Origin of the sequence: Eisenbergiella porci (assembly GCF_009696275.1) — a bacterium.
In the GTDB taxonomy this organism is placed as follows: Bacteria; Bacillota; Clostridia; order Lachnospirales; family Lachnospiraceae; genus Eisenbergiella; species Eisenbergiella porci.
Genome location: NZ_VUMI01000036.1, coordinates 12,955 through 32,312, shown reverse-complemented (window position 1 = coordinate 32,312; position 19,358 = coordinate 12,955). Strand labels below are relative to the sequence as shown.

18 protein-coding genes and 1 pseudogene are annotated in these 19,358 nt (G+C 48.9%); 16 read left to right on the top strand and 3 right to left on the bottom strand.

Annotated elements, in window-relative coordinates:
• Positions 1-392 precede the first annotated feature (392 nt).
• From FYJ45_RS19275 to FYJ45_RS19265, 3 genes are all read left to right on the top strand, one after another.
• Positions 393-593 (top strand): exotoxin, encoded by a 201-nt coding sequence (locus FYJ45_RS19275; RefSeq protein ID WP_154466734.1) that lies wholly within the window; start codon positions 393-395, stop codon positions 591-593.
• A gap of 22 nt (positions 594-615) precedes the next feature.
• Positions 616-972: a regulatory protein RecX gene (locus FYJ45_RS19270; RefSeq protein ID WP_154466732.1), complete on the top strand. Its 357-nt coding sequence runs from the start codon at positions 616-618 to the stop codon at positions 970-972.
• A 150-nt stretch (positions 973-1,122) separates the two neighbouring features.
• Positions 1,123-1,803, top strand: coding sequence for a YjjG family noncanonical pyrimidine nucleotidase (locus FYJ45_RS19265; protein ID WP_154466730.1), 681 nt, complete (start codon positions 1,123-1,125; stop codon positions 1,801-1,803).
• A gap of 93 nt (positions 1,804-1,896) precedes the next feature.
• On the opposite strand, the gene FYJ45_RS19260 is transcribed toward FYJ45_RS19265, so the two are convergent.
• A complete protein-coding gene (locus tag FYJ45_RS19260) occupies positions 1,897-2,799 on the bottom strand; it encodes a LysR family transcriptional regulator (protein WP_154466728.1) in 903 nt (300 codons plus the stop codon).
• 748 nt (positions 2,800-3,547) lie between these two features.
• On the opposite strand from FYJ45_RS19260, the gene FYJ45_RS19255 reads away from it, so the two are divergent.
• From FYJ45_RS19255 to FYJ45_RS19240, 4 genes are all read left to right on the top strand, one after another.
• On the top strand, positions 3,548-5,329 hold the full coding sequence (locus FYJ45_RS19255) for an ABC transporter ATP-binding protein (RefSeq protein ID WP_276925148.1): 1,782 nt from the start codon (positions 3,548-3,550) through the stop codon (positions 5,327-5,329).
• 4 nt (positions 5,330-5,333) lie between these two features.
• Complete coding sequence (locus FYJ45_RS19250) at positions 5,334-7,094, top strand: ABC transporter ATP-binding protein (RefSeq protein WP_154466726.1); 1,761 nt, start codon at positions 5,334-5,336, stop codon at positions 7,092-7,094.
• A gap of 241 nt (positions 7,095-7,335) precedes the next feature.
• Positions 7,336-8,442: a C45 family autoproteolytic acyltransferase/hydolase gene (locus tag FYJ45_RS19245; RefSeq protein WP_195841894.1), complete on the top strand. Its 1,107-nt coding sequence runs from the start codon at positions 7,336-7,338 to the stop codon at positions 8,440-8,442.
• A gap of 470 nt (positions 8,443-8,912) precedes the next feature.
• Entirely contained in the window at positions 8,913-9,866 is a 954-nt protein-coding gene (locus tag FYJ45_RS19240; protein WP_154466722.1) for an Rpn family recombination-promoting nuclease/putative transposase, read from the top strand.
• A gap of 170 nt (positions 9,867-10,036) precedes the next feature.
• On the opposite strand, the gene FYJ45_RS30870 is transcribed toward FYJ45_RS19240, so the two are convergent.
• Positions 10,037-10,420, bottom strand: coding sequence for an ATP-binding cassette domain-containing protein (locus FYJ45_RS30870; RefSeq protein WP_276915370.1), 384 nt, complete (start codon positions 10,418-10,420; stop codon positions 10,037-10,039).
• Between the two features lie 301 nt (positions 10,421-10,721).
• Here FYJ45_RS30870 and FYJ45_RS31865 point away from each other — a divergent pair, with 301 nt between their 5' ends.
• The 7 genes and pseudogenes from FYJ45_RS31865 to FYJ45_RS19205 all read left to right on the top strand — a co-directional run bounded on the left by FYJ45_RS31865 (position 10,722) and on the right by FYJ45_RS19205 (position 16,422).
• Positions 10,722-12,257: an ATP-binding cassette domain-containing protein gene (locus FYJ45_RS31865; protein ID WP_154466720.1), complete on the top strand. Its 1,536-nt coding sequence runs from the start codon at positions 10,722-10,724 to the stop codon at positions 12,255-12,257.
• Positions 12,258-12,887: pseudogene (locus FYJ45_RS19225) on the top strand (sensor histidine kinase); the annotation flags it as partial.
• A 62-nt stretch (positions 12,888-12,949) separates the two neighbouring features.
• Positions 12,950-13,093, top strand: coding sequence for a GNAT family N-acetyltransferase (locus tag FYJ45_RS33240; RefSeq protein WP_408609511.1), 144 nt, complete (start codon positions 12,950-12,952; stop codon positions 13,091-13,093).
• Between the two features lie 72 nt (positions 13,094-13,165).
• Positions 13,166-13,915, top strand: coding sequence for a GNAT family N-acetyltransferase (locus tag FYJ45_RS19220; protein WP_195841892.1), 750 nt, complete (start codon positions 13,166-13,168; stop codon positions 13,913-13,915).
• A gap of 266 nt (positions 13,916-14,181) precedes the next feature.
• The gene (locus FYJ45_RS19215; RefSeq protein WP_154466714.1) at positions 14,182-14,961 is read left to right on the top strand and encodes an HD domain-containing protein; all 780 of its coding nucleotides are present in this window, start codon (positions 14,182-14,184) and stop codon (positions 14,959-14,961) included.
• A complete protein-coding gene (locus FYJ45_RS19210) occupies positions 14,958-15,578 on the top strand; it encodes a DUF402 domain-containing protein (protein ID WP_154466712.1) in 621 nt (206 codons plus the stop codon). Before FYJ45_RS19215 ends, FYJ45_RS19210 begins: the two co-directional genes overlap by 4 nt.
• A gap of 55 nt (positions 15,579-15,633) precedes the next feature.
• Positions 15,634-16,422, top strand: coding sequence for a class I SAM-dependent methyltransferase (locus FYJ45_RS19205; RefSeq protein ID WP_154466710.1), 789 nt, complete (start codon positions 15,634-15,636; stop codon positions 16,420-16,422).
• Between the two features lie 181 nt (positions 16,423-16,603).
• On the opposite strand, the gene FYJ45_RS19200 is transcribed toward FYJ45_RS19205, so the two are convergent.
• Positions 16,604-17,878 carry a helix-turn-helix domain-containing protein gene (locus tag FYJ45_RS19200; protein WP_195841891.1) on the bottom strand — a complete coding sequence of 425 codons (1,275 nt, stop codon included), beginning with the start codon at positions 17,876-17,878 and terminating at the stop codon, positions 16,604-16,606.
• A 259-nt stretch (positions 17,879-18,137) separates the two neighbouring features.
• Between FYJ45_RS19200 and FYJ45_RS19195 the strand changes: the two genes are divergently transcribed.
• A complete protein-coding gene (locus FYJ45_RS19195) occupies positions 18,138-18,782 on the top strand; it encodes a corrinoid protein (RefSeq protein WP_021635072.1) in 645 nt (214 codons plus the stop codon).
• A 26-nt stretch (positions 18,783-18,808) separates the two neighbouring features.
• Positions 18,809-19,351 carry a DUF2284 domain-containing protein gene (locus FYJ45_RS19190; RefSeq protein ID WP_154466706.1) on the top strand — a complete coding sequence of 181 codons (543 nt, stop codon included), beginning with the start codon at positions 18,809-18,811 and terminating at the stop codon, positions 19,349-19,351.
• Positions 19,352-19,358 lie beyond the last annotated feature (7 nt).

The window sequence follows — 19,358 nt, the reverse complement described above, 5'->3', positions numbered from 1 at the left end:
CAATTCAGCCCACAGACCGGTATCTGCACGCAGCTTCGCGTGTGCATGGACGACATATGTACAGACTTCTGCCTGACGGAGGTTTTCTTTTTTACATGTGTACGGTAATGCATGAACTCCTTGCTGACAAATGAATAAGCAGGGAGGACAAAGCGGCTGCCGGATATCTGTGCAGCCACAGAAGGCATGGTTCTCTCTGCAAAAAAAGAAAGAGAGGAATGCCTATGAATTCTAAGACAACCGGAACGGCTGCCACGCAGGCGCTGTCCCAAAACTATCAGTTTAATCTGAGTGATTTTGCTTTATTCTTATCTGTCATGAAGAGTCAAATACCCCGCTGCAAGCAACGGGGTATTTGACTCTCGCGGCAGTCGCCAAATAGCCATGCAAGCATGGCTACTTGGCTCGTTGCTCGCGGAAATAAAACCGCTTATGAAAGTACGCTGAGCATTATTCTGGATGAGCCGGATTTGAAGCTGACAGATGTAGAGGTGGAGCAGGTAGTGCTCAACAAGAGCGGGAAAAGGGCTATCCGGCTGGATGCCTGGGCACGGGATGTATCTGACCGCCGTTTTAATACGGAGATGTCCTGAGCTGATAAGCCTGCTGCAGTATATGAAAAATACCACGATTGATAATCCTGAGGTCAAGATAAAGGATAAACGGATTATTACGTTGGATGAAATCGTAAATGAAGTGAAGCAATCGGAAGAATGGGAGGCTGTAAAGATGAATATTCTTGAGATTGGTATTGAAAAAGGAAGACAGGATGGGTTAAAAACAGGCCGTGCCGAAGGAGAAGCAAAATTAGTATTTATGATAAGAAGAAAACTGAAAAAGGGGCTTAATGCTACTGCAATTTCAGAAGCATTGGAGCTGGAAGATGCTTATGTACAAAAGGCAATCGATTTAATAACGGAGGATTCTTCCAAAAGCGATCTGGACATAGCTAAGATGTTACTTAACCAATAATCCAATGCCTATATAAACAGGGGCAGCTAAATGCGCTCTATGATGGAGCGGATGTTTGCTGCCGCCGCATATTCTTACAGTCTGCATATTAACTATGCAGACTGTAAGAATTATTAAGATATATTATTTTTTTAACAGAGAGGAAGAAACATGGAATATACTACCTTGCTTTTGGATATGGACGGGACCTTTCTTGATTTCTCAGCAGCGGAGCATTCTGCCTTTTACCGCGCTATGGAGGCTCATGGTTATCCGTGTGACGAGGAAAGCTACCGGATTTATTCCCGGATCAATCATAGTCTGTGGGAGGCCTTTGAACGGGGCGAGATAGATAAGCCGACGCTGCTTTTTACCAGGTTCGGCAGGCTGTTTGAACAGCTTGGGATCGATGGAGACGGCGTTGCTTTTGAAGAAGAGTATCAGATGATGCTGGGAGAGGGGCATGAACTCATTGAGGGGGCGCAGGAGGTTCTGGACTGGCTGTTTCCAAGATATGACCTTTACGTGGTCACCAACGGTGTGGAGGTCACCCAGCGCAACCGGCTGAAGCTGTCCGGGCTGGACCGTTTTATGAAGGATATTTTTGTGTCGGAGGCGGTGGGCTACCAGAAGCCCCAGACGGAATTTTTCGACTACTGCTTTCAGAGAATCCCGGATTTCCAAAGGGAAAAGACCATGATTATCGGGGATTCCCTGACGTCGGATATCCAGGGCGGCAACAATGCCGGGATTGCCGCCTGCTGGTTCAATCCCGCAGGAAAGCAGAATACCCCGGGACTGCGGATTGACCGGGAAATCAGACATTTGCGTGAATTGAAGGATTTTTTGTAAAAGATAAAATAGTGATATTGTTTTTACTCCGTTGCTTTCGGCGGGGTATTTGACTGACAGTTCTGTTATCCGGACTGCGATCCGTGCGGCAGGTCAGTGCATTTGGGTGATTAAATGTTTTAAGAACATACGGGCGATAGTGGACAGATACGCATTTTTGTTATGGATAACGGAAATGCTGGTAAAGAGTCTGCTGTCGCTTATTTTGTATACTTTTGTATGTGGATTTTGAAGCAGCGGCTGCGAGGAAGCAGGTACGATTCCCACGCCCAGGCCGGCGTCCGCCCAGCGGACGGAGGTCCTGGCATCGTCATTGAGGCAGAAATAGGAGGGGGAAAGTCCTTCCCGGGTAAAAGCGTCATGCAGGGGCGTTTCCCATCTGCGGTATACGATCAGAGGCAGGCGGCTCAGGGCCTCCAGGGTAATGCAGCCGTCAAAACAGCCGGAATCAGAAGGCACCACAGTTTTTTCCGGGAAAAAGGTTTCACTTCCCACCGCCAGCATCGGTTCCTCGCACAGGGAAGTGCAAACAAAGCCTTCAGCATGAAAAGGAGTACGCACAATGGCCAGTTCCAGCAGGTTGGAGCGCAGCTGTTCCAGGAGCTGATAGGTATTTGCCTCAAACAGTTCAAAGCGTATGTCGGGGTAGGCCTGATGGAACGCGGCGGCCCAGAGCGGCAGCAGGCTGCTTCCCACGGAGGAAACCACACCCAGACGCAGCGCCCCGGTCAGACCGCTGTTATAGTCCAGCAGCTCCCTGCGGGTTGCTTCCGAAAGCTCCAGCATAGTTACGGCTCTTTCATAGAGCAGCTGCCCGGCCTCCGTCAGTTGTATTTTTCGGGAACCGCGTTCAAAAAGGACGCAGCCGAACTCGTCCTCCAGCTGTTTCATCTGGGTACTCAGCGGCGGCTGCGACAGATTCAGTTTCCTGGCGGCGCCGGAGATGGTACCTTCCTTTACCACGGTTACAAAATGTGAAAGCTGTTTTAATTCCATGAATCTACCTCTCCTGTGATTGTTTTTGAGTGTGAAGCAACCGAGGCATCCTGTCCCCTGGCCCGGCTTTCCTGCGGTGGCGTATGCTTTCCGCGGGGCGGAGGCGCTTTTTTGCGGGTGCGGGTTATACCGGGCATTCCGATGAGCCCGGGACAAAAAATGTCAGGATACCTTCCAGTTTTTCGGTCTCCTCTCCATGGTATAAAATACACCCGCAAAAAACACCTCCGTCCCGCGGAAAGCATACGCCGCCGCAGGAAAGCCCGGCCGGGGGACAGGATGCCAAAGTGTCGGGGACACCAGACCCAGGATGCCTCGGTTGCTGCCGGAGGGTTACTGTAAAACCCGGAGCAGAATTTGGGTAATGTATTTGCTAAGAGTATGGGGTGTAATAAACCGGGAGTGGAATTTGAGTAATATATGTTAAAAGTATGGATTATATATAAATATAATAATTTTAATATACCTGATTTTATGATACGATAGACGAGGAAATTTGGCAAGTAACTGTTTGGCAGGTGGAACAGCAAATGTAACAGTTCAGGCAGGTTTGCGCATTTACTGCGCAAACCGTGAGAAAACGTGATGCCAGCAGGCAGCCGCCCCTCGCCGAAGGCGACTTATCATGGGCGGATGCAGTAACAGTTCGGCCGAAGGCTGAACTGTTACCAGCAGATCAGGGCAATTGCTGTGAAGGTGGATTGAACAGTTATTTGGGATTTTTAAAATATACTGAAGGAGTGAGGGTGTGAAGAAGTTACTTGTTTTCTTGAAGGATTATAAGAAGGAGACGGTTCTGGCGCCGTTGTTTAAGCTGCTGGAGGCTTCCTTTGAGCTGTTGGTGCCGCTTGTTATGGCGGCGATTATTGATAAGGGGATTGGGAATGCCGACAGAGGGTATATCGGCAGAATGTGTTTTGTCATGATCATGCTTGGTGTCGTGGGGCTGGTATGTTCCATTACGGCCCAGTATTTTGCGGCGAAGGCGGCGGTCGGATTTGCGGCGAAGATGAAGCATGCGCTGTTTGCCCATATCCAGAGCCTGTCGTTTACGGAAATGGATACGGTGGGGACGTCCACGCTGATCACGAGAATGACCAGTGACTCCAATCAGGTGCAGAACGGGGTGAACATGGTGCTGCGTCTGTTCCTTCGTTCCCCGTTTATCGTATTCGGCGCTATGGTTATGGCCTTTACCATTGATGTGAAGGCGGCTCTTGTATTTGTGGTGACCATTCCGCTGCTTTCCGTTGTGGTATTCGGAATCATGATGCTGACCATGCCTCTTTATAAAAAGGTGCAGGGAGGGCTGGACAGGGTGCTGGGGATTACCAGGGAAAACCTGACCGGTGTCCGTGTGCTTCGGGCTTTTAATAAGGAAGAGAACGAAATCGACAGGTTTGAAACAAGCAATAATACGCTGACCTCCATGCAGAAGCATGTGGGTAAAATTTCCGCGTTGATGAATCCCGTAACCTATGTGATTATTAACGGCGCGATCATTGTTCTGGTCTGGACCGGTGCGTGGCGTGTGGAAAATGGCATAATTACGCAGGGCGCGGTGGTTGCGCTGGTCAATTATATGTCCCAGATTCTGGTGGAGCTGATTAAGCTTGCAAATCTGATTATTACAATTACCAAGGCTATCGCCTGCGGAAACCGTATCCAGAGTATTTTTGAAATAGAATCCAGTATGAAGGACGGGAACGGCTGCCAGGATGATGGACACAGAGATGGTGTATCAGGCCAGGGCACTGGCGCAGTTGGAAAAAAGGCTTTGGACAGGCTCCCTTCCGTGGAGTTCGATCATGTCTGCCTGACCTATAAAAATGCAGGGGCGGAGTCTCTGACGGATGTTAGTTTTAAGGCCTATAGGGGAGAAACCATAGGAATCATCGGAGGAACCGGTTCCGGAAAATCTTCCCTGGTGAACCTGATTCCCCGTTTTTATGATGCCACAAAGGGACAGGTACTTGTGAGCGGTAAAAACGTGAAGGATTATTCGTTGGAGGAACTGCGCCGGAAGGTGGGAATGGTGCTGCAGAAGGCGGTTCTGTTTAAGGGAACCATCCGGGAAAACCTCCGGTGGGGAAAAGAGGACGCTACGGAGGAAGAGCTTTTAAGGGCGCTGGATATTTCTCAGGCAAGGGAGTTTGTGGATAACAAGGACGGCGGGCTGGATGCTCCTGTGGCCCAGGGCGGGAAAAACCTGTCGGGCGGGCAGAAGCAGCGCCTTACTATCGCCAGGGCCCTTGTAAGAAATCCGGAAATCCTGATCCTGGACGACAGCGCCTCCGCGCTGGATTTCGCAACCGATGCCAGGCTCCGTAAGGCGATCAAGGAAATGGAAGAAGGACCCACTGTATTTATTGTATCCCAGCGGGCTTCCTCCATCCGTTATGCGGATCAGATCATTGTAATGGATGATGGGGAAGTGGCAGGCATAGGCACTCATGAGGAGCTGCTGGAAAACTGTCCGGCTTACCAGGAAATTTATTATTCCCAGTTTGAAAAAAGGAAGGAGGCGTAAGCTCATGGCAAAAGCAAAAGAAGATAAGACAAAACAGAAGGCAACCCTTGTCAAGGTGCTCCGGTATCTGAAGCCTTACTGGTTTTACCTGGGGCTTTCCCTGGTACTGGCCGCCGTCAGCGTGGCACTCACCCTTTATGTGCCCAAGCTTACTGGGCGGGCCATTGACCATATTATTGCCAGGGGGCAGGTGGACTTCCCGGCAATTCTGGCCGTCCTGAAACAGATAGCCATAGCCATTGCCGTTACTGCCCTGGCTCAGTGGATCATGAATATCTGCAATAATAAAATGACATATCACATCGTCAGGGATATCAGGAACGAAGCCTTCCGAAAGATAGAAATCCTTCCGCTAAAATACATTGACAGCCACTCCTACGGCGAGATTGTCAGCCGGGTCATTGCAGATGTGGATCAGTTTGCGGACGGCCTGCTCATGGGCTTTACCCAGTTTTTTACCGGCGTAATGACGATTGCGGGGACTATCCTGTTCATGCTTGCAACCAATGTGGGAATTACCTTTGTGGTAGTGCTTATCACACCGTTGTCCCTGTTTGTGGCGGCTTTTATCGCAAAAAAAACCTTCACCATGTTCCGGCTTCAGTCGGAAACAAGAGGGGAGCAGACCGCTTTGATTGATGAAATGCTGGGAAACCAGAAGGTGGTGCAGGCCTTCAGCCATGAAGAAAAGGCGATGGAGCAGTTTGATGAAATCAATGAGCGGCTGCAGAAATGCTCCCTGAAGGCTATATTTTATTCCTCCATCACCAATCCTGCCACCCGCTTTGTCAATAACGTGGTTTATACAGGAGTCGGACTGGTAGGCGCGCTGGCGGCGGTGGCGGGCCGGATCAGCGTGGGCGATTTGTCCTGCCTGCTCAGCTATGCCAACCAGTACACCAAGCCCTTTAATGAAATATCCGGCGTGGTAACGGAGCTGCAGAACGCGCTGGCCTGCGCGGGACGCATTTTTGATTTAATAGAGGAAGAACCCCAGACACCGGAAAAAGAAGGGGCAATGCACCTGAATAATATCCGGGGAAATGTGGAGCTGTCCCATGTGGCCTTCTCCTATACGCCGGAGCAGAAGCTGATTGAGGACTTCAATCTGCAGGTAAAGCCTGGACAGAGAGTGGCAATTGTAGGCCCTACAGGCTGTGGTAAGACGACCATGATCAACCTGCTGATGCGTTTTTATGATGTGGACAGCGGCCAAATCCGGGTGGAGGGAACGGATATCTGGGATATGACACGCAAGAGCCTGCGCGCCGGTTACGGTATGGTGCTGCAGGATACCTGGCTGAAGGCGGGAACTATCCGGGAAAATATTACCATGGGAAAGCCCGATGCCACGGAGGAGGAAATCATAGCGGCGGCCAGGGCCTCCCATGCCCACAGCTTTATCAAACGTCTGCCGGAAGGCTATGACACAGTGATTTCAGAGGACGGGGGAAGCCTTTCCCAGGGACAGAAGCAGCTTTTGTGCATTACCAGGGTCATGCTGTGCCTGCCGCCCATGCTCATTCTGGATGAAGCAACCTCTTCCATTGATACGAGGACGGAAATGAAAATCCAGGAAGCCTTTGCCCGCCTGATGGAGGGCAGGACGAGCTTTATTGTGGCGCACCGGCTTTCCACAATCAGGGAGGCGGATGTAATCCTGGTGATGAGAGATGGGAAAATAGTGGAACAGGGCCGCCATGAAGAGCTGCTTGAAAAGAACGGCTTCTATACCGGATTGTATAACAGCCAGTTTGCAGTCTGACGGGGGCAACGGAAGCTGAAACGGCGAAGAGGAGCGCAAGGGGCTGTGGCGCAGCGGAATGCGGACGGCAGCCAGCATAGAAAATCTTTGTTTCCAGACAGCCTGCAGGACATTTCCCAGCAGAAAAAGACAGGATTAATAAGCAAACAGAGAATAGAATAGATTCATCCACCGTAACAGCCAGGATATCTGAGCTGTTGCCAGACGAAAACACAGACAGGAAGAAAGGATGAAGCATTCTATGGAAAAACAGAAAGTAAGCTATTATGAACTGGAAGGGACGTACCGGGAAATAGGAAGACAGATAGCAGGACAGGAGGATACGGGAAAATGGTATGTTCCTGCCCCTGAATATTTTACCAGGGAGGCGCTGGAGGAAGCGCTTGGGCTTTACGATATGTACTGTCCCGGCATCCGGGAGGAACTGGAGGGATTTTCGGAAGCGGCCGGCATTCCGGTTAAGGACATTGCCTATACCTGGATGACCATGCTGGTGCCCCGCTGCTCCGGCCTGATACTTACCGGAAAGAAAACACTGGACGGGCATCCAAAAATCGCCCGCAATTATGAATTCACCATTGAGGATGAGGATCTGAAGCTTTGCAGGACCGCGCCCGCGGGAAAATACGCCCATATCGCAGGTACGATCGTGGAGTTCGGCAGATGCGAGGGAATCAATGAAAAAGGGCTGGCGGTATCCATGTCCTCCTGCGGCTTCCCGGTCAGCAACATGCCCGGCATGCGTGCGCCGAAGATAAAAGGGCTGCAGTTCTGGGCGGTTATCCGCAGCCTGCTTGAAAACTGCGCCAATGCACAGGAGGCTTTGGAAAAGGTAATGCAAATGCCCATTGCCTATAATATCAACCTTTACCTGGCCGATCCTTCCGGTACAGGGATTTTATTCGAAACCATGGACGGAGAAAAAGCATATGAGCAAATCAGTCCGAAAGAAGGCCCTCAGTATCTGTGCGGCACCAATCATATCATAATAGAGCAGCTTAAGCATCTGGAACCGGCCGGTATGAACAATTCTATTGTAAGGTATGACAGATTGAAGAAGTTTGCAGAAGAAAAGGAACGGTATTCGGAGGAAGAAATCCGTAAATTTATGCTTGCAGAATATCCGGAGGGAATGACTGCGCATTACTATAAGGATGGTTTTGGTACGATTAAAACAGTAATTCTTGATCCCGTGGAAAAACGCTACAGTATCTGCTGGCTGGGTCAGGAGGAAAACGGTTGGATGGATTATCTGGTTGATGAAAAAAAGGGGGCCTGTGTGGAAGAGCTGCTTTACAGAAATGAGGACGGGAATCCGGAATTCTTTGCCTTCCGGCCCATTGGATGATCTGTATTGTTACAGGAATAACTCAGATGGAGACGGAAAATGTCCGGTATCCAGCTGAATAAGAGGGCACTTGGTAAAGTTATTTTTTACCAGGTGCCTTTTGACATCCGTAAATGCAGTATTTATGCCTGGTTACAGCTTTTTTTAAGAAACATTGCAACTAAAAAACGTCATTTTGCCTATTGAATTAAATATGTTATGCGATTAATATAAAAACACGAATTCGTTGTAGCTGAAATTGGCAGTGCCAGAATGAAAAGTAAATCGGTGCCTCTTCTTAGGTGCCTGCAATCCTATGTTGCTGCACTCATAAAAAATGTGAGTAGCCGGTTTATCCGGCAGGACAGCATGTCATTTTATCAGAGCCGGTAAGAATCAGTCTGTTAAATTTCAAGGAACATTAGTCAAATGCTAAAAAAGCCAAAGACATAGACTGATACGGGATCTGTTCTCATCGGAGGTAGCATATCTTGCAAAGGGAAAAAGGATTAGATATCAGGGTAAAGCAGCAGCTTCGCAAACCTGTTATTTTTTGTGATTTAATAAACGGAGGTCTGTTTTGCGGCGAACAGCGCCTGCATCCGGAAATGCTGCAAAGGATGCCTGAGATCCTCAATTACAGTGAGGAACAAACGGAAAGGGAATGCCGCAGCTATGAGCGTATCCCGGATGTGGTTTACGCGGCGGGAGCAGGGGAAGGTTATCTTGTACTGATGGATGAAAACCAGAACTGTACGGATTATGCCATGCCGTTGCGTAATATGTTTGATACAGCAATTGCTTACATGCAGCAGAAAAAAACAATTGAAAAAGCGCACAAAGAAGCAAAGAACTTGAAAACCGGCGGTGAATATCTCAGTGGGTTTGCCAAACAGGACAGATTGCATCCGGTAATCTTCCTAACCTTCTATCATGGAGAAGAACCGTGGAAAGGGGGAAGCAGTCTGCATGATATTTTAAAATTTCCGGAAGGACTTGAGGATATGAAGCAGTTCTGTCCGGATTTCCGGATGAATCTGATTCACGCCTGGAATGTGAACCCGGAAAATTTTCGGACCGGCTTGCGGGCGGTCTTTGAACTTCTCCCTGTGGCGGCAGACAGGAAGGGATTAAAGGATTACGTAAAGGGACATACAGAGCATTTTGGAAATCTGACGGAGGAAGAATGCGATTTGCTGGAGGTATTCATTGGAATGAAGAAGCTGGGCAAAGGAGAGCGGGAAACTTACCGAAATGAGAATGGAGGATATAATATGTGTACGGCGTTGATGGATATTAGGGAAGAGGGAATCGCAGCGGGTGAGTCTGCATTATCCAAGTTGGCCCGGCTGATGCAGGCGGATGGACGTGAGAAGGAATTTTTTGAATGCTGTGGGAATGATAAGAAACGAAAGAAACTGTATAAGGAGTATGGAATAATATAATATGACTACAGGTGGCCTGCTGGTAATTTCAGAACAATAGATAACCTGAATTAAGTATGAATGTATTTTATCTGCCCTTTTAGGTGAAAAGCCTTAGGGGGCAGATTTTTTGTTGCGGTTTCCATTCGTGCGCCTTCAAAACCATTCGGTCTTTGCTCATTTCCTCCCGTTTATTCTGCAGCCAATGCATCCCTTTGCACCTCCTGTCCCATACATTCCTTCTGATAATATCTGCTTTGAATTCCAAACAGCCTTGCGTATGCCCCGCCGGAGGCAAGCAGCTGTTCATGACTGCCCTCCTCCAGAATACTTCCGTTTTCCATGAAAAGGATCCGGTCACAGAACCGGGTGCTTGACAGCCTGTGAGAAATAAACAGCGATGTTCTCCCCTCCGACATACGCACATATTTCTCATAAACCTCCTGCTCTGCCAGCGGATCCAGCGCAGCCGTCGGTTCATCCAGAATCAGCAAAGGCGCCTCCTTATAAAAAGCCCTGGCCATCCAAAGCTTTTGCTGCTCTCCACCGGAAAGCCCGACTGCATTTTTCTGTATCCCTTTCCCAAGCGAGGTATTTTTTTATCAGTAAAATCTTCTATCTTTTCCCACAGTCCTGCCAGCTTCAGGCAGTTTATGACTTTTTCCCGATCCATATTTTCCTTCGTACCCGAGCTTACATTTTCCGCAATTATCAAAGGCAGAAGCTGCACATTCTGAAACACGGAAGATATCAGGCCATAATAGCTCTCTTTTTCATAATCGCCTATCGCCTTGCCGTCTATCCGGATTTCTCCCTCTAAGCTGTCATCTGTGCGCGTTGAAGCTTTTGTTCTGTTATAACCGGGAATGGGCGCTTGTGGGGCTCACCATACTGATGGACAGTCTTTCCCCATTTGTTGTGATTTATCTGTCTTCCATGCTTCTGGAGGCCTTGTACGAGCAGCGGCCGATCCGGGAAATGCTCGTCTGGGCGGCAGCAGGAGCGGGTGCGGCGCTTTTTATCAATGTCGTCAGGCATTGGGCGGCCAAGCATAAAAATGTCATGTGGTGGGGATTGCAGTACCGGATGGCGGAGCCGGTGCTTATGAAAACCATGGGTATGGACTATGAGCTTACGGAAAATGAAGAAGTGCGTGCAATGAGAAGCCGGCAGGAGGAATACAGGAAAAGAAATATCGGTGCCTTTGAAGTTTTTATCCGTTTCATGCAACAGCTTCTGACGGCTTTTCTGAAGGTGGTGATTGCGATGGCAACGATACTGCCGCTGTTTGTTTCACAAGCGGCGCACAGGAGGCAGGAAACACCCTTTGTTTTTCGTATGACGGTACTGACAGGGCTGCTGCTTATCATGGGCTTTGTTCTGATACAGAAAGCGGTCCGGCGGAAGGATAGAAAGAAATATGCCATAACGCAGTCCGTAATTGAGAAGAACCGTCTGAATGAATATATGATGGAAAAAGTGGTGCTGTCCACAGAAGCGGGAAAGGATATCCGCATTTTCCATCAGGAAAAGCTTATGGAGGAATATGGTGATAATATGACCTCCGGATGGAGGAATGCAGCAAAACAGCTGGCGGGCAACGGCGCAAAATGGGATGGTATCCAGGGCTTTCTTTCTGCCTGTATCGGAGGGATAGTCTATCTTTACATCGCGATATGCGCCTATGTGGGAGAAATTGCAGCGGGCAGTGTTGTCAGATATGCCGGTGCGATCCAGCAGCTCATCCAGGCTTTAACCGATTTGATGAGCGCGTGGACGCGGCTGCACAGAAACCGGGCGGTAATGGAGGAGTATCTGGCATACCTGGATCTGAAGGATGTGAAGAAAAAGGGAACCATTCCCGTGGAAAAAAGAAGGGACGGCAAATTCCTGATAGAGTTCAGAAATGTTTCCTTCCGTTATCCGGGTACGGAAAAATATGTACTTAAGGGAATGAATGTGACGCTGGAGATCGGGGAACGTATGGCGCTTGTAGGACCGAACGGTTCCGGAAAGACAACCTTTATCAAGCTGTTGTGCAGACTTTATGACCCCACGGAGGGAAGTATTTTACTGAACAGTGTGGATATCAGAAAATATGATTATCAGGAATATATGCAGCTGTTTTCTGTGGTTTTTCAGGATTTTCAGATATTTTCCTTCGTGTTGGGGGAATATGTGGCAGGCAGCGGTCAGGTGGAACGGGAGAGAGCCATAGATGCGATCCGGCGGGGCGGTTTGGCGGAGCTTGGGCTGCCGCTGTTTCGCTGTCACCGTTCCTACATGGTAAATATTGCACAGGTGACGGGCATCGAAAAGGATGCTGCGGTTTTGGCCGATGGGGGTAGGATACCGGTGAGCAGGAGGATGTACCATGGCCTGTATCCGTTTTTTCAGCAGAGGAGGAAATGAATGGCCGCATGGATAATAGGAATTTGCATTTGCCTTCTGGCAGGCAATGCCGCGCTTCTTTTTTTATGGATCCCAGGATATGTGGATCGCAGAATAGAATGCTTTCAGAGCGATCTTGTTGACCAGCATTATGCCGAAGTGGAGAGTATGTACCGTACCATGCGCGGCTGGAGGCATGATTATCATAATTATATTCAGGCTATGAAGGCATATGCACAGCTGGAAAAATATGACGAGCTGATGGTTTATCTGGGACGGCTGGATGAAAGCCTTTCTCAGGTGGATCAGGTGATAAAGACGGGAAATCTCATGGCGGATGCCATTTTAAACAGCAAGCTGGGCTTAATGAAAAGCCGGAACATCCATACGGATGTAACGGTCCATGTGTCTGAGCAGATGAAGACATCGGATATGGATTTGTGTGTTCTGGTGGGAAATCTGCTGGATAATGCAATTGAGGCCTGTGATGCGGTAAAAGAGGAGGAAAATCGCTTTATCCGCATTTATATTGATACCCTGCAGAATCAGCTGTACATTTCAATCATGAATGGCATGGAGGGAACTGCAAGGCGGCAGGGAGCCCGCTTTGTGAGCAGTAAAAGAGGCGACAGGCGGCAGGGCTTCGGTTTGCAGCAGGTGGATCTGCAAAAGAGCATAGGAGAAAGGGGGTGGGAATTGCCTGTGCCTCTGCAATGCTTCTGGACTGTAAGGCGAGAGGGCTTGACGTACACTGGGATGCACAGAATCCGGCGTCACGCAGCCTGGCGGAAAAAATGGGATACCGTCTGGATTGTACATATCAGGCGTATTCGTTCATGACTCCTGAGGAACCTTAAAAATATTAAAACCTGACATAATGTTGTCACGCCCGTTTGTTATACTGAATGAAAAAGGGGAGTTATTACAGAATGGAAGAAAAAAATCACCTGCATAATGAGGTGGACGGGACGGCAGAGTTTGAAAAGGAAATGCTCGTAAAGGGGATAGAAATATCCTGGACCACCTGGGGAAGAATGCGTGGGGAGAGACTTATAACGGGGCCTGTCAGTTATCTGAAGGCAGAAGGAGACAGCGGCTTTGAGCGGATTTATTCGGTGGATATGAAAGAAAATCAGGAGCTTGAAATACCGAAGATGATATCTTTGATAAAGGCAGGTATTCTTCCCGATTCCATACTGATTACTCCGATGACAAGACCCTCTAATCTGGCGGAAATACTGGCAAACAGAGGATTTATAATAAATGAACAACCTCCCTGCATGTTGCTGTATCTGGATAATTTTAAGGAAAATAGATATCTCATTAATCAGTACACCATATCTGAGGTAACTAAGATGGTTGAACTGAAAAGCTGGCTGGATATTATAAATAAGGCCCTTTTTGAAGGGGAGCTTGTTACGACAGAGCAGTTTGGCGATGTACTGAGGCTTGATAATACCAATTTTTATCTTGGTTTTTCGGAGGGAAGGCCGGTGAGCACCTGCATGACAATCTCAGATGGTGATACCGCTGTATTGGAAATGGCTGCGACTTTAAAGGATTACCGTTGCAGAGGCTTTGCATCCTGTCTTATCGGGAAGGCGCTGGCAGATTTGCAGGAAAAAGGCATCCGGACGGTTTCGCTTCGCGCAGAAGAGGACGGCGTTTTAACCGTGTAATTGCTTTTTACAATAGGAAAAGTATCTGATACAGTATGGGGGAGGTATATGCTTCTCAAAAAACAAAAATGCACCTGAGCCTGGAGGGGATTGAACAAGAAAATTGCGGCAGGATTTGAGCGTGATGTTGCACAAGAAGATTGACGCAAGATTTGACAGCGATGCAATAATGGGCTACAATCTGAAAATCAATGCTGATGAAATCCGGGTTACGTAAAAGGTCAGCAATCTCCTGTTTCTAAAGGTGAGGGAAAGGATCGATTAATATGAAAATTGAAAGAATTAAAGCGGAAAAAGTCTTTCGGGATTATGTGAGCGCCTATAATGCGCAGGATGATAAGGTCAGGCTGAAGATAGAACATACCTTCCGCGTGGCGGTGTTATGTGAAAAAATAGCAGCTTCGCTGGGCATGGCGGAAGACGAGCGGGATTTGGCCTGGTTTACCGGGCTGCTGCATGACGTGGGGCGGTTTGAGCAGCTGAGAAATTACGGAACCTTTATAGATGCTGAATCCATTGACCATGCGATGTATGGGGCGCAGATTCTTTTTGATGATGGGAAAATCAGGGATTATACGGAGGATTCCTGCGAGGATGGGCTCCTTCGTACCGTGGTCGGCGTCCACAGCGCTTACCGTATCCCGGAGGGGCTGGATGAAAGGACGCAGAGGTTTTGCCATATCCTGCGGGATGCGGATAAAATCGATATTCTGAAGGTGAACGTGGATTTTCCCCCGGAGGAAATCTATAATGTTTCCACCAGGGAGCTGAAAAACTGTACGGTTTCTGAAGCTGTGATGACAGCTTTTTTTGAAGAGCATGCCATACTGCGTACCCTGAAAAGGACGGCGGCGGATCATCTGGTCGGTCATATTTCACTGGTGTATGAGCTGGTTTTCCCTGAGAGCCTGCGGATTGTGCTGGAGCAGGGATATCTTTCGAAGCTGATGGCTTTCGAATCCGAGAACCCTGTGACGAGAGAGCAGTTTTGCAGGATGAAAGAATATATGGAATTGTATGTGAAGAGAATACAGGCGGCGGAATGACGCCGCCATTTTGGTATTTGCCGGCAGAGGAACGTATTTTGACAGGAAAGAGAAATGCCATGAAGAAGCTGGAAATAAAGCATGTCAGATTAATTTATGATGAATGGAAATGCATAGAGAGAAAGAGCTACCGTCAGAAAAGGATAAAGAACCCGGATTTTTCAGGCTTTCTGGCTCTGATTGATATCGAAAAGGTGAAGGAAAAGCAGGTCTGGAGTTGGGGGAAGGAAAGTCTGACCGTATGTGACGACGGCATGAAATGGCTCATTATTATTCCGGAAAACGAAAAATATGCTGTAACTGTATATATGAATCAGGAATACAGGCCGGTGCTTTGGTATATTGATATTATTGACGGTATAGGTGTTGATGAAGACGGGATGTTTTTCGTCAGTGATTTATTCCTTGATTTACTGGTATCGCCGGAGGGTGAAGTTAAGGAGGAGGACAGGGATGAACTTGAGGCGGCGCTGGAGCAGGGCGTGATTACGGAATGCCAGTTTGCACAGGCTGACAGGACCGCACAGGAGCTGCGGCTTTATTTGGAGAAGAATTTTCAGGAGTTTCGGGTTTCCTGCGGCCGAAGGCTGGAGGAAATTATGGTACAGGGAAATTAGGGCGCGGAAGGCGGATATTTCCGGAGCCTTCTGTTTGTATTCGGAGGATGCAGTTGTGTGTAATGAAGAAAAAATAATTGCAGCATGGAATGCGGAAATGTATGAAAAATATGAGACAGAGACAGATGACGTGGACTTTCTGCTGTCTGTGATTGGTTCAAAGCCTGTGAGAGTATTGGAGGCAGCCTGTGGAGGCGGGCGTATCCTTGTACCGCTGGCGCAGGCAGGACATGCTGTAACAGGTTTTGATATTGACGATTGCCTTCTTGAAAAAATAGGGGCAAAGGCAGAAGAACTTGATAATATTGTCTGGTATAAGGCTGATGCGGTAAAAGATGCTTGGGGGAGCGGATTTGATGTTGTAGTTCTTGCAGGAAATATTCTGTTTAATATAATGTCGGAGACAGACTATGCTCAGGCGCAGCGTCAGATGATTCGGAGGGCTGCAGGAGCGCTGGCTCCGGGAGGCCATATTTATATCGACTATCAGTTTTCAATGCATCCCGAGCTGTTGTTCCGGTCATCCGGTGAAATGGTAATCTGGGAGGGAACCGACAGCGAAGGCAATTCAGGGAAAATGTTCCTGACGGAACAAAGCTTTGAGGAATCTACAGGAATGCTTTCGTTTGTCCGTAATTTTGACTTGATACTGAAGGACGGAAGAAGATTAGAAAGGAAGATTCCTTCTAAGAAGCATTATATACAGTTGGAACAGCTGCATGACTGGCTGGATTCTGCTGGCTTTGCCATAGAAAAAGAGTATGGAGACTATGCTGGAAATCCAATAGGAGAGACAACCGGCAGAGCCATTCTATGGGCAGTAAAAAAATCCGTGGGTAAATAATGAGTGAAATGGATTCCCCGTAATCATGCGGCACATGGATTCTGAAGGTGTTGAAGGGAACCCTTGCCGGAAAGCCTCAGGGAGAGGTTATTGCGAAGGATATGATGAAGAAATAGGACAGGTAGAGTTCCTAAGGATGAGTGATTCCGGCAAAACAGATAAGTAATTATAGCAGGGGGATTCAGGCTTTCTCGGGAGCCTGGATCCTCCTCGTTTTTTTCCCGTATTCCCCTGGGGAAAGGCCGGTAATGCGGCGGAAGACCTTGGTAAAATAGCTTTGAACATCATACCCAACCATCTGGGAAATGTCCGTCAGGCGGTATTCTCCGCGGCGGATCAGCTCCTTGGCTTTGGTGATGCGCACATTGTTCAGATACCGGTTGAAGGTGGTTCCAGTTTCCTCTTTGAAAATGCGGCTCAGATAATCGGGGGACAGGGAAACGGTGCGGGCGGTATCCTCCAGCGTCAGGTGCTCCGCATAGTTGGTGCCTATGTGCTGGATGCATTTATGTATGATATTGGCATGCTTGGCGTCAGGGTAGGACTGGATACTGTCCATAAAACGGTCAACCGTATGGTACAGCCAGTTGCTCAGGGCGCTGAAGCTGCCCAGGGAGGGGATGGTTTTCTGGCAGATATGGTTAAAGAGCATCGTCTCTTCTTCCTCCGCCCCGTTTTCCGCCGCGGTCCGGGAAATCATGACGATAAGCTCCGAAGCCCTGGATTTCATCCAGTCCAGCCGTCCGCCTCCGGAAGCCAGAAGGGCGGCAAGCAGTTCCTTGAGCTGCTTTCGGGAGCTTTCCCGATCCCCGTGTGAGATTGACAATAGCAGGGCGCGTTCCTTTTCAAAGGGATAGCGGGGCGGGGCGTCCTGGTTTTTCAGGCCGGAGATATAGGCGCTGATCTGCCCCTGCAGAAGGTCAGATCGTTCGGCCTCCAGAAGCCTGTTTTCAGCAGAGACGTTATTCATGAAGCCGACGACCATAAAAAGAAGAACAGACAGCTCCTGCACCTTTGTGGGCGGCATCTGCGGAACCTCCTTAAGAAGCCGGATCAGCTCCGTCCGCGCTTCCTGAGTGAGCGGCAGATTGTCGGTGAGTTCACAGTCGATAAAGTCCTGGAAATCCACCATCATAAACGGCCCCACGGTGATCTTGGCGGTACTTTTCACCTCGCCGATGATAGGGGAGACAAAGCAGGTCAGTCCCAGGGGGCAGAAATAAATATACTTCCCGCCGAAACGCTCCGCCTCGGTCATTCCATAGTTATGGGCGCGGATACAGTTCTCATGGGGAAGCCCCGCCGCCTCGCACAGCGTACAGCTTCCGCATCCCTTCCCATGTTCATAAAAAATATGTCCGGCCGTATCCGAAACCGTACAGCCAAGCCCTGTGGACACCGAAAAAGCCCGTGCGCACTCCTGGGCCAGCTTGTGATCAAACGTATCCTGCACCATTAAAGAAGCCTTCCTTTGTAAAATACCGTGTAATTGTTCTATAAATTTAAGTGATCGTTTTATAAATTCAAAGTAATCCTTCGATCCATCCATAGCAGCAATATTGCTCTATCTGCATTATGCCCGTGAATTTTTGGTATGTCAAGGAAACAGGTCGGAAAATTACCAAAACGGGCGAATAACTACAAGGAAAAAGAAAAGGAGGATGCTATAATCAGGGCAAATAATGTAGTCATACTCAGTAAGGAGGATTTTTTTTATGGCTGTCTTGGAGGAAATTTCACAGAATCTGCAGAGAGGCAAGGCGAAGATAGTAAAGGAACTGGTACAGCAGGCGATTGATGAAGGAATCCCTGCGAAGGAGATCCTGGAGAAGGGACTTCTGTCCGGTATGGATATTATCGGGGAAAAATTCAAAAATAACGAAGTTTTTGTACCGGAGGTGCTTGTGGCGGCCCGCGCCATGAATATGGGAGCTTCCCTGCTTAAGCCTCTGTTAGCTGACGGGGACAACACCTCGGCCGGCAGGGTCTGCATCGGAACCGTACGCGGTGACCTGCATGACATCGGCAAGAACCTGGTAAAAATGATGATGGAAGGCAAAGGCCTGGAGGTTATCGATCTGGGAACGGACGTATCTCCTGAAACCTATGTGGAAACAGCGGTTTCCCAGAACTGCCAGATCATCTGCTGCTCCGCGCTTCTGACAACTACGATGTCAGTGATGAGCGATGTGGTAAAAGAAGCTGAAAAAGCCGGAATCCGTGATCATGTAAAAATTATGGTGGGAGGCGCGCCTGTAACGGAAGCCTTCTGCGAACAGATCGGCGCTGATAAATACACAGCCGATGCGGCAAGCGCTGCGGATGCTGCTGTGGAAATCTGCAGGAGCCTGGCAGGTTAAGGAAAACGGCAGACAGCGGGGGAACTATGGAAAAAGAAGCATTGAGAGAAGAAGTGCTGCGCCTGGGAGCTTACCGGGCGGAATTTATTGAGACGGAACGGATCGAGGCGGATGCTTCCTTCCGCAAGCTGTGCGAATCCAACGCCTGCGGCAATTACGGCAGGAGTTACATGTGCCCGCCCGATGTGGGAGAGGTGGAAACCCTCATGGGCAGACTGAAGGATTATCGTCTCGCCCTTGTTTACCAGACAGTGGGAACGCTGGAGGACAGCTACGATTTTGAAGGAATGATGGAGGCCGGAAAACGGCATAATGACCTGGCGCAGCAGGTGCGGCGTCTGGCGGAACAGCTTGACTGTGAGAAGGCGCTTCATCTTGGGGCCGGCGGCTGCAGGGTGTGTGATGTCTGCGGTAAAAAGACAGGCGAACCATGCAGGCATCCGGAGCAGGCCATGTCTTCCCTGGAGGCTTATGGAATCAATGTTTCAACGCTGGCTGCGCAGTGCGGAATGCGCTATATCAACGGCAAGGATACGGTAACCTATTTCGGAGCCGTGTTCTTTTCATAAAGCCGGG